The following is a 15,342-nucleotide window of genomic DNA, read 5'->3' on the forward strand; positions in this document are numbered from 1 at the left end:
ATAAGGGCTAGCGGGTGCGGTTCTTGGTAGAGGTAATCATAGGCACCGCCTCCGAGGTGGAAGTGCCTACGCTGTTGGTCGAGCTGACGCGTACGTAGTACGTGGTGCCGGGCTGCAAATCGGTTAGCTCCATGCTGTGGAGCTTGGTGGGCGTGGCATCGTTAACCATACCGCCAAGGGCCGGCGTGGCGCCGTATTCTATTTTGGTGGTGCCGGGGTTCAGCGTTTCGAACCGCACGGTAATGGTGCTTTTGCTGACGCTAATTGGCACTGGCTCGCCTACAATTACGGGCATGCCGCCCCCCTGTACCATGTCGGTAACCAGGCGCGGCAGCAACTGGTAGCCCGTGGGGGTGCCGGTGGGGGAGTGCTGACCCACGATGCCAATCAGGTCGAATTCTCCTGTGGGTACTTCTTTGCCAACCAGCCCATTGGGTCCTTCCGACGACACGCTGACGCGGGCCAGTGCCCCGCCCTGGCCATCGATGAGGTAGTTGAAGTTGCCGGCAATGGTGGTTACCGGGCTGCCGCCCATGGTGGTAAGGCGCTTTACACCGGTAAGCTTAACCAATCGGCCTTCGTTCGCCTCGTTCAGGACCTTTGCTACATCGGCGGCGGGCACTACTTTGGGCTGCACTGGGCGGCCCCGGCCTAGCTTTTTAAAGGAAATGACGGGGTCCATCTCCAGTAAGCTGTTGTAGTTTTTGAGGGTGCCGTTCAACTCCACACTGTCGCCCGGCACGAGGTCGGTGAAACCGGGAAGTTTATTGGAAAAGGCTGCCAAACCACCGTCTTTGTCTTGCACGTAGCGAATGTTGCCGAGTTCAGGGCCATTCGTGACCACGCCGCGCACCGTTACCGTGGCGCCGGGGCCTGCGGTACGGGCTGCGTTCAATGAAATAGGTTGTTGGGCTTGCGCCTGTAAAAGCGTCCCGCTGCTCAGAAGGGCAAACAGAATAATTGTTTTCATGAAAGCAGAAACAAGTACGGATTACTAGAGAAAGGCAAAATGGGCAACAAATATGCTGATTTTCAGCCGAACCACCGCAAAGGAATAGCAGCTCCCCGTTGATAAAAATGGTATTTTATCAATGTTAATACTCGTTGCTTTTCTCCCGGGCCGTTAAAAGATGTTAACCTCCGGATGAAGCTCAATTCCGAATTTCTCTCGCACGGATGCAATGATTTGTTCCGCCAACTCGCGCACCTCTGCTCCAGTAGCTCCTCCGTGGTTTACCAGCACCAGGGCCTGTTGCGCATGCACCCCGTAGTGGCCGCTTTCACCGGCGCGGTGGCCTTTCCAGCCGCATTGCTCAATTAACCAGCCAGCAGGCACCTTTACGCCGCCCGGTACGGGGTAGCCAGGGGCCTCCGGAAACTGTTCTTTCAGGGTATCGAACTTGTGCTGGGATACCTCCGGGTTTTTAAAGAAGGAACCCGCGTTGCCAATCTGGGCCGGGTCGGGAAGCTTGCTGCGCCGGATGCTGATAACGGCCTGGCTGACCTGCTGCGGCGTGGGCTCCTCGGTAATGCCCATTTCCTCCAGGGTGGTGCGAATGGCGCCGTAAGAGGTATTAATGCGGTGCTGCCGGTGCAACCGCAGCACCACGCCCGTTACGATGTACTGGTTTTTAAGCGGCCCTTTAAACACCGACTCCCGGTAGCCAAACCCGCATTCTTCATGCGAGAAAGAACGGAGCAAGCCGGTGCTGATTTCCACCGCTTCCAGGTGGTCGAAGGCGTCCTTGAGCTCCACGCCGTAGGCGCCGATGTTCTGCAGCGGCGCCGCGCCCACCGTGCCCGGTATCAGGGAGAGGTTTTCGATACCTGAAAGTCCTTGGCTGAGGGCATATTCCACCACGCCGTGCCACGATTCGCCCGCGCCGGCCCGCAGCAGTGCCGTGTTTTCATCGGGTCCTGCCGCTACTTCCAGTCCGCGAATTTCGTTGCGCAGCACCACGCCGTCGAAGTCGCGGGTGAAGAGCACGTTAGAGCCGCCGCCCAGCACCAGTTTCTCGGCCTCCTGCACTTCGGGCAGCCGCAGCAGCTCGCGCAGCTCCTCGGCCGAGGCGAAGGCAGCAAACAAGCGGGCCTGGGCATCGATGCCGAAGGTGTTGTAGGAGCGAAGCGAGACGTTGTGGAGGAGCTGAGCGGGCATGGTTAGAACAGGATGAAGCCCAAAGGTACGAAGGGGGCCTTACCCCTCGGTTCCAACCCAAGGTCAGCGTAGCGAAGTCACAGGGCCACTATCGTAGCTAACGCCTGAACAAGAGCACGCATTGGCGCAAGCGGCGCGGAACCGCAGCGGGGCCGGCAAGCTGAGCTTGCCGGCCCCGCGTCGTTGAACGGAATCGTTGCTTAAGTTGCTAACGTTTGGCTCCCCTCTCCATGGGAGAGGGGGCCGGGGGTGAGGCCCTTACCGCACGCGGTAGCCGCGCAAGGCATAATACAGCAGATAGGCGTAGCAGAGCGCGGGAATAATGAATGCCACGCGCAGCCCGCCGCCGTTGGTTGCCACCCAGCCCATGAGCAGCGGCACAATGGCGCCGCCCACAATGGCCATAATCAGGTACGAAGAGCCTTGTTTGGTGAACTGCCCCAGTCCCTTAATAGCCAACGGGAAAATTACAGGCCACATAATGGAGTTCATCAGGCCGCAGAGAACAATCAGCCACAAAGCCGCTTCACCCTCAGTGAGAATAGAGGCCACTACAAAGGCTACGCCAGCAGCACAAACTGCTACCAACGCTTTCCGGTCGTTGATCCGGCTAAGCAAAGGAATGCCCACCACGCGGCCCACCAACGAGCCGAACCAATAAGAGGCTACAAGTACGGCACCTACGGCTTTGGTGAAACCAGCAGTAGTATCGATGGGAGCGGGCGACTGACCAAAAAGCACGGCTACGAAATTCGTGGCTACGTTCAAGCCGCGTACCAACGCCTGGGTAAAGTCACTGAGTTGGGCAATACCTTGGGCCTCACCGTAACGGATTAGGAAAGAACCCAAACCCACTTCCACACCCACATACAGGAATATGGCCACCACACCCAATTTTAGGTGTGGAAAATCGAGGGCAGACAACCGGTTCCATGTTTTCGCCGGCTCTTGAACCTGTGCTTCTTCGTCGGCCGGAATGCTTTCGATTTCGGGTAGCTTCAATAGCGAGAAAACGCCTGCCAGCACTGCCAGAAACACTGCTAAACCAATGTAAGGGGCCTTTACCAACGTGGCTTCCTCGGCTAGTCGCTGTTCCAAAGGCATAGCTGCCAAGCGGGCTTTAAGGGCCACCGACCCGCCAAACAGTAGCATGCCGCCAAGTAGGGGGGAGAGGGTACCGCCGAAATTATTGGCTACCCCCACAATGCTAACACGGCTGGCTGCACGATTGGCTGGCCCCAGTACCGATACGTAAGGGTTAGCGGCAACCTGCAGCAATGTTACCCCCGCGCCTAACACGCTCAGGCCCAGTAGGAACATCACGAACGTGCGGGAATTGGCTGCCGGCACAAAAAGCAAAGCCCCAGCCGCCATAATCAGGAGGCCCAGTACAATACCGCGCTGGTAACCAAGTCGCTCCAATACGCGGCCAGCCGGTAACGACATCAGGAAATAAGCCCCGAAAAACGCGAATTGCACCAACGACGACTGCAAGTCGGTGAGCTGACACACATCCTTGAGGTAGGGCATCAGCACGTCGTTGAAATTGGTAACGGCGCCGAATAGGAAGAAGAGCGACGTCATGGCTACCATGGGCACGGCGTAGCTACGCGCAGCGGCCGTGTTGGTGGCGGAGGAAACGGAAGAAGTAGGAACGGCCATGCGGCGGAGTGTATCGGGAAAAGGAGGCCTTAAATATAGGAAACGGCAACCCGAAGCCGACCTGCTGCCGGCTTTTACGCACCTTTGCAGACCGGTTTTTCCAATCTGCTTCTCTATGGCTTCCCGCTCCGCCGAATTATACCTGACCGCCACCACCCAGTTTGGCCTCGAAGAAGTACTAGCCGAAGAGCTGCGCCAACTGGGCGCCGAAGTAGTGAAAGTGGGCAACCGCGCCGTGGAATTCACCGGCAACAAGCAGCTGCTCTACGAAGCCGTGCTCTGGTGCCGCACCGCCATGCGCATCCTCATGCCCTTCGCCGAGTTTGAGGCCCCCGACGAGCAAAGCCTCTACAAGGAAGTCAGCCGCATCAACTGGTCGAAATACCTTTCGCCCGACCAAACCTTTGCCATTACGGCTGTTACCAACCGCTCTAACCTGGAGCACTCCCTCTATATTTCGCAGCTTACCAAAGACGCCATCGTCGATCAGTTTCGCACCCGCACCGGCCGCCGCCCCAGTGTGGACCCCGTGAAGCCCGACGTGCGCCTGCACCTGCACCTGCTCGACAATCAGGCCCTGTTGTCGCTCGACGCGGCCGGCGAATCTTTGCACCGCCGCGGCTACCGCCAGCAAACCAACGAAGCGCCGCTGAACGAAGTGCTGGCCGCCGGCCTCATCCTGCTCAGCGGCTGGGACGGCAAAAAACCGCTCATCGACCCCATGTGCGGCTCGGGCACCATTCTCTGCGAAGCGGCGCTTATTTCCCAGCGCATCGCGCCCGGCCTGTTTCACCAGGGCGACTTCGCCTTTCAACACTGGCCCGATTTCGAGCAGGCCCTCTGGGATTCCGTGCTCATGGATGCCCGCCAGGCCCGCATTGAGGAGCCTCAGGCCTACCTCGCCGGCTCCGACCTCTCCCGCGACACCATTGAACTGGCCCGGCAAAACGTAGCCGCCGCCGGCCTCGAAGATTACATCCGCTTGGCCGTACGTGACGTACGCGACGCTACCCCACCCAAAAACGAGGAACAGCCCGGCATCCTGCTCCTGAACCCGCCCTACGGCGAACGTATTGGGGCCGAAGCCGAAATGGCTGCCCTCTACAAAACCATCGGCGATACCCTAAAAACCAACTTCCAAGGTTACGACGCCTACATTTTCACCGGAAACCTGGAGGCTGCCAAAAGCGTGGGCCTGCGCACCTCGCGCCGCGTGCCCCTCTACAACGGCCCCATCGACTGCCGCCTGTTGAAGTACGAACTGTACCGCGGCACTCGCAAGGCACCCAAAGAAGAGCCGCAAGCCTAAGTGCAGACGAAAAAACTCCCCTCCTCAGACGATTCCGCGCATCAACCGGCGTGGGGACGCGGTGCCGCTGGGGTGGTTGACCATCGTTGCTGATGTTGTTTGCTTAGTTTCCCAAGGTCGTCCTGTCGAGCGCAGTCGAGACATCTCGCCGAATAGTAATTCCCTCGTTGAACGAGCGAGTTAGTATCCGGTGTCAGCACGCGAGATGTCTCGACTGCGCTCGACAGGACGACCTTGGGAAATTGCCTTACCCGTGACGCACGGGCCGCGTGTACCGCCACCCCCACGCAATAAGCACCAGCTGAAGCGGCAGCCGCGCCCACAACACCCATTGCGGTAGCCCTAGCCCGCCACCGGGCAGCGTAGCCATGTAAATATTGGCCGGAAACACCGCCACCAGCAGCGCCACCAGTCCCCAGGCCGCGTAGCGACGGGTACGCTGCGGCAGCAGCAGCAACCCCAAGCCTATTTCGGCCACGCCGCTCAGGTACACCAGCAGCTCCGGCGCCGGCAGCTGCGGCGGTACAATGCGGATGAAGGGCTCCGGCCGCAGAAAGTGAAAAACACCCGCTACGATGAATAGGGCGGAAAGTGCCCAGAGGCCTAAGCTAAACGTTGGCTTGTTACGCAAATTTGCTTGGGCTAAACAGTAATAACCACGTTGCCCTTCTTACGTCCTTGGTCAACGTAACGATGTGCTTCCACTATGTGCTCGATAGGGTAGCGCTTGTCAATTACTGATTTTAACTTTCCTGCTTCGCAGAGGACTTTCAGGAAATTCAGGTCTTCGGCTTTTAATTTGAAGTTGCTGGACAAATCAAGCACATTCAAATAAACGCCTGATTGAGTGAGGCACTTTTTGCGTTTAGCAGGCGGTATTTTACCTACGGCATCAAAAATAATGTCATAGGCATTGTTGCTTTGGCTAAAATCTTCTTGCGTGTAATCAATCAGCTTATCGGCGCCGATTGATTTCACCATATCCAAATTTGCAGTGCTGCACACGCCAGTTACCTCTGCACCAAAATACTTGGCCAACTGTATGGCGTAGGTGCCCACGCTGCCGGATGCGCCATACACCAATACCTTATGACCCGGCTGAATATTTGCTTTGCGAAGGTTAAGCAAGGCGGTTAATCCCCCATTGGAAACCGGGGCCGCCTCCTCAAAGCTCATATTAGCTGGTTTCAGGGCAATTGCCCCGGTTTCAGAAACGCAGCAATACTGGGCGTAGGTGCCGAATTGCATTTCGGTGGAAGCAAAAACGGCGTCACCAACTTTAAAACGCGTAACATCCTTGCCTACGGCCTCAATTACGCCGGCCAGCTCCATGCCCAGGATTTTTTTTCTGGGGCCGTTGAAGCCGATTGCGAACCACATTATGGGCTTAAAAAAGAAGTCTTTGACGGGACCTAAACCCGGCGCGAAACGGCGAATTTTAGTGTCACCAATGTGTACCGTGGTTGCGTATATTTTTATGAGGACTTCATGAGCTTTTGGCGAAGGTCTCTCTACTTCTGTAAGAAGCAGAACCTCCGGTGCTCCGTATTTTGTGCATACAACTGCTTTCATCGTGCTCATTTGGGGTTGGTATTAGCGGAGCGTTGTAAGCTTAGTATAGCCTGTGTTAGTTGTCGTAATTCTATTTTCAGATAAACAACAGTTCTATCCAAGAAGTGAAATATATTATAAAAATTATTACGTCCAAAATATTTACCTCTCGCTCGTCAAATAGGTCGTGCCGGCTTCTGGAAACTGCCACAAATTCCTGTTTTTGAACTTTTAAGCTTGTGATTCTTAATATTTGGAAAATGACGAGAAAGATAACTGTATTTCGCAGCCCAGTCGCCGAATGTCCTTTAGTCATTTCCAAAGAAGAGTCTAAATGCAACTGTGTGTAAAATATAAAATGAATTATTCCTATAATAAGCCATGCTATAAATACAGAAAAGTTTCTTAATGATTTGTAGTTTAAGAAATAAATAAAGAGGTGTGTTCCTATTGTATACATCAACAGGTATTCTGCTCTATTGCCCCAATTCAATAGATCAACTGTATTTAAAAAAATTGCTGCGCTAATTAAAGCGTAGATAAGAATACTCGTGTAGTCCCATGGTTGAAAACGTTTAAAGTAAACGACAGGGTGTTTCATGAGTTGATATTATTGATTCTAACGTTGAACAGCTTTAAGAAGTAAGGGCATTTGGTGACTACAGCTGCAAGTATTCTTTTTGCTGCTCAATGAAGTTAATTGGTTTAGTATATATTCGTCAGTTCTTATTTTTTTAAGCAGATGTTGTGCGTTTGTGTATTTATTTTAGAATCTTTACGTCAAAATAGTGGCTTTCAATAGTATATTAATTGCAACTGCATGAAGCTACTACCGCTGGTTAGCAAGTTGTTTCAAAACAGTACTAAAGTGGACTGCCCTGTGTTCAATAATTTGACCGTTTTTGTTGAACTTAAAAATATCTACATCCTTAAATTTGAAGGATTTGCCTGATGTTTTCATTCCCATGAAATCATTTTTAAATGTGCCGCTCCAACCCGCATAAACAAAAACATAATCACCCTCAGCAACAGCTAATTCATTATCTGATCTATAATCTTTTACAGATGAATTCCATAAGTGCATGAATTGTTTAGCATTATCGACTCCCTGTACGGGCGGGGTACTCTCATCCCCAAATTCTATTGTATTAGGTGCTAAATGTTTTACTATTTCATCTACGTTGCCTTCGCTCCATGACTTTATGCATAAAAGTGCAATCTGCTTGTTACGTCCTTCAATGCTGTCTTGCGCATGTTCTTTTGCAATAAGATTTGTCTTGTCGGTATTCGTGTCAGGATAAGTCTTCTTGGTATTGCAGCCAATGAGGAAAAGAAGAATGCTGACATTAATCAGTAGTAATTTCATATGCCTATTGTGGTTTTGTTTTGGTTCTTTGAACATGAATTTCCCAGCTGCTAAGCTGTTTCGTTGCAACGCAATGTTTTTTATTTACAAGGAAAATAGCATGACGCACAACATCTGTATTTGCGAAACCCCTGTTGCGTAAACCCGCCCAAATCGACATGCTTTACGAAAGTCAGTTGCGTAAACCGAGCCAACAGTGGTTGTATTGCCGCTATGGGTTACCGGCACAAGGTAACAAGTGGGTTGAAACTTGCGGCCCACCTCTCACCAAAGCCTCAGCCGTTGCGCACGTTTTTAGCTTTTGGATGGTTTCCTTGGCCTAGAACTCCCGCCAAACCGCCGTATTTTTACCGAATGTTATTCGCTCCGGAACCCCTTGCGCCCACCATCGATTCGGCTCGCCGCGTGCTCAAGCAGTACTACGGCTACGACCAATTCCGGCCCCTGCAGCAGGACATCATCCAGAGCATCCTGAGCGGGCGCGACACCGTGGTGCTCATGCCCACGGGCGGCGGTAAATCGGTGTGTTTCCAGGTGCCGGCCATGGTGCAGGAGGGCGTGTGCGTGGTGGTGTCGCCGCTTATTGCCCTCATGAAGGATCAGGTGGAGGCGCTGAAAGCCAACGGTATTTCGGCGGCGTGTATTAACTCCAGCATTGGGCAGGCCGAGCAGAACAGCATCGGCAAAGCCTGCCACGCCGGGGCGCTGAAGCTGCTGTACGTGTCGCCCGAAAGGCTGCTCTCCGATGGCTTCCTGAGCTTTTTGCAGCGCATCAAGGTGAGCATGTTCGCCATCGACGAGGCCCACTGTATTTCCTCCTGGGGCCACGATTTCCGGCCCGAGTACACCCAGCTGAAGGTGCTGCGCCAGCAGTTTCCGCTGGTGCCCATTATTGCCCTCACCGCCACCGCCGACCGCCTCACCCAGCGCGACATTCAGCAGCAGCTGCGCCTGAACGACCCGCAGGTGTTTCTCTCGTCGTTCGACCGCCCGAACCTGAACCTGAACGTGCGCCCCGGACAGGACCGGGTGGGCGGCATCGTAAAGTACCTGCAGGCCCACCCCGACGAGCCGGGCATTGTGTATTGCCTCTCGCGCAAGCAGTGCGAAACCCTGGCCGGCAAGCTCAAGGAGAAAGGCTACCGCGCTGGTTTCTACCACGCGGGCATGACCGACAAAGCCCGCTCCGACGTGCAGGAGAAGTTCCTGCGCGACGACCTGCAGATTATCTGCGCCACGGTGGCCTTTGGCATGGGCATCGACAAGAGCAATGTGCGGTGGGTTATTCACTACAACCTGCCCAAAAACATCGAGGGCTACTACCAGGAAATCGGCCGTGCCGGCCGCGACGGTGCGCCAGCCGAAGCAGTGCTATTCTACAGCTACGCCGACGTGGCCCAGCTGCGCGACATGATTACCAAAGACGCCGACCCGCGTCTCTCGCAGCTGAACACCACCAAGCTGGAACGCATGCAGCAGTTTGCCGAGGCCGCTTCCTGCCGCCGCCGCATTCTGCTCGCGTACTTCGGCGAAGTTTCCGAAACCGACTGCGGCAACTGCGACATCTGCCGCAACCCACCCTCCACCTTCGATGGAACAGAGCTGGCCCAGAAGGCCCTGTCGGCCGTGGCCCGCACCCGCGAAGCCGCGCCGCTGAGCGTGGTGGTCGATATTCTGCTGGGCCGCCGCAACCAAGGCGTCATCTCGCGTGGCTACGACCAGATCAAGACCTTCGGGGCCGGCGCTAACCTTTCGTTTCTCGATTGGCAGAGCTACTTGCACCAGCTGCTGAACGCCGGCCTGCTCTACATTGCCTACGAGCAAGGCTATGCGCTTAAGCTCACCGAGCAGGGCTGGCAGGTGCTGAAAGGGGAGAGGCGCCTGAATTTGCGCCAGTTCCAGGTGCCCGAGAAAACCGAGAAAGCACCCAAAGGCCGCGCCGCCAAAGCCGCAGCCGGCCAGCGCCTGCCCTCCATTTCCGACGGCCTCTTCGAGAAGCTCCGTGGCTTGCGCAAACGTATTGCCGATGCGCAGGGCGTGCCGCCTTACGTGGTGTTTTCCGATACCACGCTACAGGAAATGGCCGTGGAGCGGCCCCGCACCCGCACGGCCATGCTGGCCATTTCCGGTGTGGGCATGAAGAAATTCGAAACGTACGGTCAGGAGTTTATCGACCTGATTGCGGCGCAGTCGGGCGCACCCGCACCCGAGGACGTGCCTGATATAACCATAGCGCAAGAGGCCGCTCCGGCTGCCCTCACCAAAAAGCGCAGCCCCGGCGCCCCATCGGCCACCGGTAGCACCTACCTCGATTCGTGGAAGCTGCACCGCCAAGGCTTAACCGTAGAGCAAATTGCCGAGCAGCGGGGCTTGTCGCAGAGTACCATTAAGTCGCATCTGGAGGCGCTTTACGAGAAGGGCTACCAGCTGCGCACCGAAGAGTTTCTGAGCATGGATGACTTCGCCAAAATCCGCATGGCCGTGGCCGAGCTCGGTCCCGACTTCCGCCTGCGCGACCTGTTCGACCACCTGCGCGAACAGTTCGACTACTTCCAGCTCCGCGTGGCCCTCATTTACGACAAGCGCCTGCGTGGCCAACTGCCCACCAAGCCAGTAGAAGTATAAATAAGACCCATTACCGCAAAAGCCCGTTCGGTTTCCGCAAATGCAGGAATTGAATGGGCTTTTATCATTTGACACTCGGTCGAATTTTTATCTGCCAACTGCGCTAACCAATATTTTATCAACCCTTACACAATTTCCTATATAGTTACCGTTATAAAGCTGTTCTGGCTTCGGAAACTGCTACTTTAGCTTAAGTCTTTCAGCCCCTGTTATGTTGCTTTCCTCTGCTGTGTACCGCAGCACCCAAGTCGTGGCCGGCGTGGCCATAACGCTATTCATTGGGCTGATGCTGAAAATGGTAATGCCGTACCTCAGCTTCGAGCCCGGCATTCATTTCCTGACCACCAAATCGGCCGCCATTAACGAAAACGCTCTATTTCGGGTGGGGTTTTACGTGCATATCACCAGCAGCTGCTGGGTGCTGGTAATTGGTTTGCTGCAGTTTTTCCCCGCGTTGTGGCGCAACCGGCGCAAGGTGCATCAGCAGTTGGGCAAGGCGTACATCGTATCCATTCTGGCTCTGGCAGCGCCTTCGGGGCTTGTTCTGGCTTTCTTCGCCAATGGCGGACTGTCAGCTAAGGTTGGGTTTACCATGCAGTGCGTGGTGTGGTGGCTATGCACCTACCAGGCTTATCGGTTGGCCCGGCAGCGGCAGTGGGAAGCTCACATTCAGTGGATGCTGCGCAGCTTCCTGGTGACGCTGGCGGCCATGAGCCTGCGCTTGGAGAGCTACACCTTGTACTATGCGTTCGGTACCAAGCCCATTGAAACTTACCTCACCGTGGTGTGGCTTTCCTGGACTGGTAATCTGCTACTGGCCGAAGCACTCATTCAGGCCGGGGCCGCCCGCTACCTGCTGCGGGATTTTTATAAGAATACAATTTCCACTGCCCTTTCTCAGCCTCAAAATCAAGCCGTACCCGCATGAAAACGCCTGTATACTTTCTTTTCGGGGCCGGCCTGCTGCTCGGTGCCTGTCAGCGGCACGTGGAAGGCGACCGAATGAGCCTGTCGGCCGCGCACACGCGGCCCGCCGTGGAAAAAGCCGCCGTGCAACCTGTAGCCTCTGAGCCCCAGGTAGCTGCTGCAGTGGCGGCGCCAAAGCCGGAGCTTACCGCCGACATGCGCGAGATGCTGCGCACCTACGATTTAAGCCCGCTGTGGCAGACCGATGTGGAGAACGGCGGCGCCTTGAACGGCTTTTTCGGCACCGACCATTACCGCATTGAAGTGGTGCTGCTATCGGTGGAAAAAGATTCGCTGCGTCCCGAGGTGTACAGCATCAAAGGCAAAGACCGGTACAAAAAGCGCATCACGCCTTTCGAAGGCACCCTTACGCTTCACCAAATACAGGACTTGCCGCTGACCGAAGAAGACGTGGCGGCCGGGGAGAAGGCCCAGGCTTACACCGCTACCGGCACGTTTGTACTGAATGAAACGCCGGGCCGCCGTGGGGCAGGGGCGTTTACCGGAACCATGGCCGTCGACTTCCTGGTGAACCCCGCCGAGTTTGAAGGCGTGCATGTGTGGGCCGGCTTAGGCACCGAAAATTCACCCACGCAAAGCAGCGGGTTCAAGTTTGAAGGCGAGTGGACCGACTACCAAAGCGGGCAGCGCAAACCCTTCGTGTGGGCCGAGCAGTTCTTGGTTATCGGCTCGGCTGTGCTGAAGGATTTCGTGGTGGGTGAGCGGGACATCAACATCAACCCGCGCTACGCTAAACTGGGCTGGGACCAGTATTGGGAAAACGAAGAATGGTGGGCCGAAGGCGCCACCGCCAAACTCTAGGCTGACTTTCTAGCTCATTCCACTTGCTGCGCGCCATAAACGTGCAGCCCAGCTTCCCTATACCCATGCACCAAGCTTTCTTTCTGGTGGTTGCGGGCTTCCTAGCCGCAGCCTCCACGGCTATTCCTGTGCCCACTGGTGCCGAACAGCCAACTGCCGTTAAGCCGGCAGCAAAAGCCACTCCCAAGCCGGGAGCAGCTGTAAAACCACAGCCCAAAACGGCGGCCTCGCCAGCAGCCAGCAAGGCTCAGGCGTTTTTTCGGCGGGTGAACCTCGCGCCGTTGCTGCGTTTTAACCCCGCTGAGGGCAGCAGCGCAGTAATGAATGGCTTTTACAGCTACGAGTACTGGCGGCTGGAATTTGTGCTGCTTTCGGTGAAGCGCGACGCCAAGCAGCCTAATGTCTATCATGTGCGGGGGAAAAGCCGGCTGAAACGGCGGGTTACGCCCTTCAGCGGCACCATTACACTTACGGGTTACGCAGCCCTGCCCAAGCCTAACCTCTATGACCTCCCGTATCAGCCGTGGCGGCCCGCCACGGTAAGCGGCACGTTTTCCTTCCGTGAAACCAGCGGCCGGCGCGGCGTTTTCAGTGGGCAGGTAGACATGGACGTAGCGCCCGACCGCGACCGGCAGGTGCGCTCCTGGTGCTGCTCTCCCGACAACGAAACGCGAGGTGGCGGCATCCTCTTCGAAGGCCAGTGGCGGAGCGGGAAAGAGCAAGTGCCCGTCATTTGGAAAGACGATTTATTTGGGCTGGCGCGCCAAATTTTGACCGACTTCGAAATTGGCTCCCGCGACGTGGAAATCAATCATAAATACGCCCGTAAAGGCTGGGATACGTACTGGGAAAACGAGGAATGGTGGGCCGAAAGCCCGGTTGCGCGCCTCTAAATCAAGGCATAAGGGAGTAGGAAAACCTAAGTGATAAATAATTACACCTAACTAAAAAACTTTTGGCTAATTGAATTAGTAAAAGAAGCTTGTTGTTCCTACCTTCACGAGCCGGTAAGCCGCTGAGGGCGAATTACGTTAGCCGGCTCCCCACGCCCCATGATTAATACGAACCTGAAATTCTGGCGCCGCGAACTGGGTTTAACCCAGGCTCAGCTGGCCGATAAACTCAGCATCAAACGCTCCTTAATTGGGGCCTACGAAGAAGGCCGCGCCGAGCCCAAACTCACTACGCTAGTGAAGATGGCCCGCTTGTTCGGTATTTCGCTTGATGCGCTGGTAACCACCGACTTCTCTAAGAAGCGCCAAGCTGCTGCCGTGCTGCGCCAGCTTCAGAACGTGCCCGCGCTTGATGCCGATAAGGTGGCTGCCGACGGCGGTTCCTTGGTCAGCATCGACAAAGCCAAGGGCGAAAACCTGCGCGTGCTGGCTTTCACCGTGGGCCAGGATCAGCAGGAAAACATTGAACTGGTGCCGCTGAAAGCCGCTGCCGGCTACCTGAACGGTTACGCCGATCAGGAATACATTGAGGACCTGCCCAAGTTCCGCCTGCCCATGCTGGGCCAGACCGGCACTTTCCGTGCCTTCGAAATCAGCGGCGACTCCATGCTGCCCATTGCCTCGGGCACCGTTATCGTAGGCCGCTACGTGCCCGACTGGAACGAGGTAAAGGACGGCACGCCTTGCATCGTGGTGAGCAAAAAGGAAGGAATTGTGTTCAAGCGCGTGTTTAACCGCCTGAAAGAAGCCGCTGCCCTCACGCTGCACTCCGACAACCCCGTGTACTCGCCCTACGAAATCGACGTGGAGGACGTACTCGAAATTTGGGAAGCCAAGAGCTACATCAGCAGCACGTTCCCCATTGCTGATTTGTCGCTGAACCGTTTGGCCAGCATTGTGCTGGATCTGCAGAAGCAGGTTACCACGATGAAGAAGGCCTAAGCAATCGATTCGGCCTGCGGGCGGGCTGTGCCTGTTAATTGGTATTAAACGAAAACCGCTTCGGCCATTGGCCGGAGCGGTTTTCTTGCGTAGTAGTATAGCGGTTGCTACATGTTTTGTGAGCCGCCGGACTAACTTCACGGCCCTTCGGCGCGTATGCGGGGCTAGCTTTCCTGCGTTCCACCGGAACTTCAAGACCCCGAACCCTGCCATGCTGACCTACATTCCAGCCGCCGAGCGGCGCCATGCTTCACCCGCCCCTTGGCTCAACAGCTATTTCCTGTTCTCGTTCGCCGATTATTACGATCCGCAGAACATGCACTTTGGGCCCCTGCGGGTGTTTAACGACGACGCGGTAGCCGCCAACTCGGGCTTTCCGCAGCATCCGCACTCGGAAATGGAAATTGTGACGCTGGTGCTCGAAGGCGAAATTGCCCACGAGGACACCATGGGCAACAAAACCACCATTAAAGCCGGCGAGGTGCAGCGCATGACGGCCGGCACCGGTTTGGCCCACTCCGAGTACAACCGCACCGACAAGCCGCTGCAGCTGTATCAGCTGTGGTTTCTGCCGAACATGAAAGGTCTGTCGCCCAGCTACGAGCAGAAAGACATCGATTTCCTCGACACCAAAAACGAATTGATTCCCCTCGTGTCGGGCCAAAAAGTGCTCGAAGACGTGGTGTACATCAACTCGAACAGCACCGTTTATTGGAGCAACTTGCGCGCCGAGAAGGAAATTCAGTTCAAGACCTTCCCCATTCGCCTCACCTTTATTTACGTTCGCGAAGGCACCATTTTCGTGAACGGCACCGAGCTAGGCCCCGGCGACCAGGCCCGCATGACCGACGAGCACGTGGTAGATATCCGCGCCGATAAGGACGCGCAGTTTATCCTAATTGATTTACCCGCCGCCGAAGCGAATTACTAAGGCAGTGCGTGACGAACTGATTCCTCCGTTGTGACTGACAGAAGGCATCATTGGGTG

General features: G+C 55.7%; 13 protein-coding genes. 7 read left to right on the top strand and 6 right to left on the bottom strand.

What is annotated here, in order from left to right; all coding sequences use genetic code 11:
- Window positions 1-7 precede the first annotated feature (7 nt).
- From ABD903_RS13960 to ABD903_RS13970, 3 genes are all read right to left on the bottom strand, one after another.
- Window positions 8-970, bottom strand: a complete 963-nt coding sequence (locus ABD903_RS13960) for a fibronectin type III domain-containing protein (protein WP_345225230.1) — start codon at window positions 968-970, stop codon at window positions 8-10.
- Window positions 971-1,123: 153 nt separating this feature from the next.
- Window positions 1,124-2,158 carry a UDP-N-acetylmuramate dehydrogenase gene (gene murB, locus ABD903_RS13965; RefSeq protein ID WP_345225232.1) on the bottom strand — a complete coding sequence of 345 codons (1,035 nt, stop codon included), beginning with the start codon at window positions 2,156-2,158 and terminating at the stop codon, window positions 1,124-1,126.
- Between the two features lie 258 nt (window positions 2,159-2,416).
- The gene (locus ABD903_RS13970; protein WP_345225234.1) at window positions 2,417-3,820 is read right to left on the bottom strand and encodes a sugar MFS transporter; all 1,404 of its coding nucleotides are present in this window, start codon (window positions 3,818-3,820) and stop codon (window positions 2,417-2,419) included.
- A gap of 115 nt (window positions 3,821-3,935) precedes the next feature.
- On the opposite strand from ABD903_RS13970, the gene ABD903_RS13975 reads away from it, so the two are divergent.
- Window positions 3,936-5,129 (top strand): THUMP domain-containing class I SAM-dependent RNA methyltransferase, encoded by a 1,194-nt coding sequence (locus ABD903_RS13975; protein WP_345225236.1) that lies wholly within the window; start codon window positions 3,936-3,938, stop codon window positions 5,127-5,129.
- Between the two features lie 247 nt (window positions 5,130-5,376).
- On the opposite strand, the gene ABD903_RS13980 is transcribed toward ABD903_RS13975, so the two are convergent.
- From ABD903_RS13980 to ABD903_RS13990, 3 genes are all read right to left on the bottom strand, one after another.
- The gene (locus ABD903_RS13980; protein ID WP_345225238.1) at window positions 5,377-5,760 is read right to left on the bottom strand and encodes a DoxX family protein; all 384 of its coding nucleotides are present in this window, start codon (window positions 5,758-5,760) and stop codon (window positions 5,377-5,379) included.
- 11 nt (window positions 5,761-5,771) lie between these two features.
- Window positions 5,772-6,710: an NAD(P)-dependent alcohol dehydrogenase gene (locus ABD903_RS13985; protein ID WP_345225240.1), complete on the bottom strand. Its 939-nt coding sequence runs from the start codon at window positions 6,708-6,710 to the stop codon at window positions 5,772-5,774.
- Window positions 6,711-7,509: 799 nt separating this feature from the next.
- Window positions 7,510-8,046, bottom strand: coding sequence for an ester cyclase (locus tag ABD903_RS13990; RefSeq protein ID WP_345225242.1), 537 nt, complete (start codon window positions 8,044-8,046; stop codon window positions 7,510-7,512).
- Window positions 8,047-8,400: 354 nt separating this feature from the next.
- Here ABD903_RS13990 and recQ point away from each other — a divergent pair, with 354 nt between their 5' ends.
- From recQ to ABD903_RS14020, 6 genes are all read left to right on the top strand, one after another.
- On the top strand, window positions 8,401-10,671 hold the full coding sequence (gene recQ / locus ABD903_RS13995) for a DNA helicase RecQ (protein WP_345225244.1): 2,271 nt from the start codon (window positions 8,401-8,403) through the stop codon (window positions 10,669-10,671).
- Between the two features lie 211 nt (window positions 10,672-10,882).
- Window positions 10,883-11,599, top strand: coding sequence for a DUF2306 domain-containing protein (locus tag ABD903_RS14000; RefSeq protein WP_345225246.1), 717 nt, complete (start codon window positions 10,883-10,885; stop codon window positions 11,597-11,599).
- Window positions 11,596-12,459, top strand: a complete 864-nt coding sequence (locus tag ABD903_RS14005; RefSeq protein WP_345225247.1) for a hypothetical protein — start codon at window positions 11,596-11,598, stop codon at window positions 12,457-12,459. The genes ABD903_RS14000 and ABD903_RS14005 overlap by 4 nt, the downstream gene beginning before the upstream one ends.
- Before the next feature lie 65 nt (window positions 12,460-12,524).
- Complete coding sequence (locus tag ABD903_RS14010; protein ID WP_345225249.1) at window positions 12,525-13,352, top strand: hypothetical protein; 828 nt, start codon at window positions 12,525-12,527, stop codon at window positions 13,350-13,352.
- 159 nt (window positions 13,353-13,511) lie between these two features.
- Window positions 13,512-14,354, top strand: a complete 843-nt coding sequence (locus tag ABD903_RS14015) for a helix-turn-helix domain-containing protein (RefSeq protein ID WP_345225251.1) — start codon at window positions 13,512-13,514, stop codon at window positions 14,352-14,354.
- Between the two features lie 211 nt (window positions 14,355-14,565).
- The gene (locus tag ABD903_RS14020) at window positions 14,566-15,285 is read left to right on the top strand and encodes a pirin family protein (protein WP_345225253.1); all 720 of its coding nucleotides are present in this window, start codon (window positions 14,566-14,568) and stop codon (window positions 15,283-15,285) included.
- Window positions 15,286-15,342 lie beyond the last annotated feature (57 nt).

Source organism: Hymenobacter koreensis, assembly GCF_039541855.1.
Classification (GTDB): domain Bacteria; phylum Bacteroidota; class Bacteroidia; order Cytophagales; family Hymenobacteraceae; genus Solirubrum; species Solirubrum koreensis.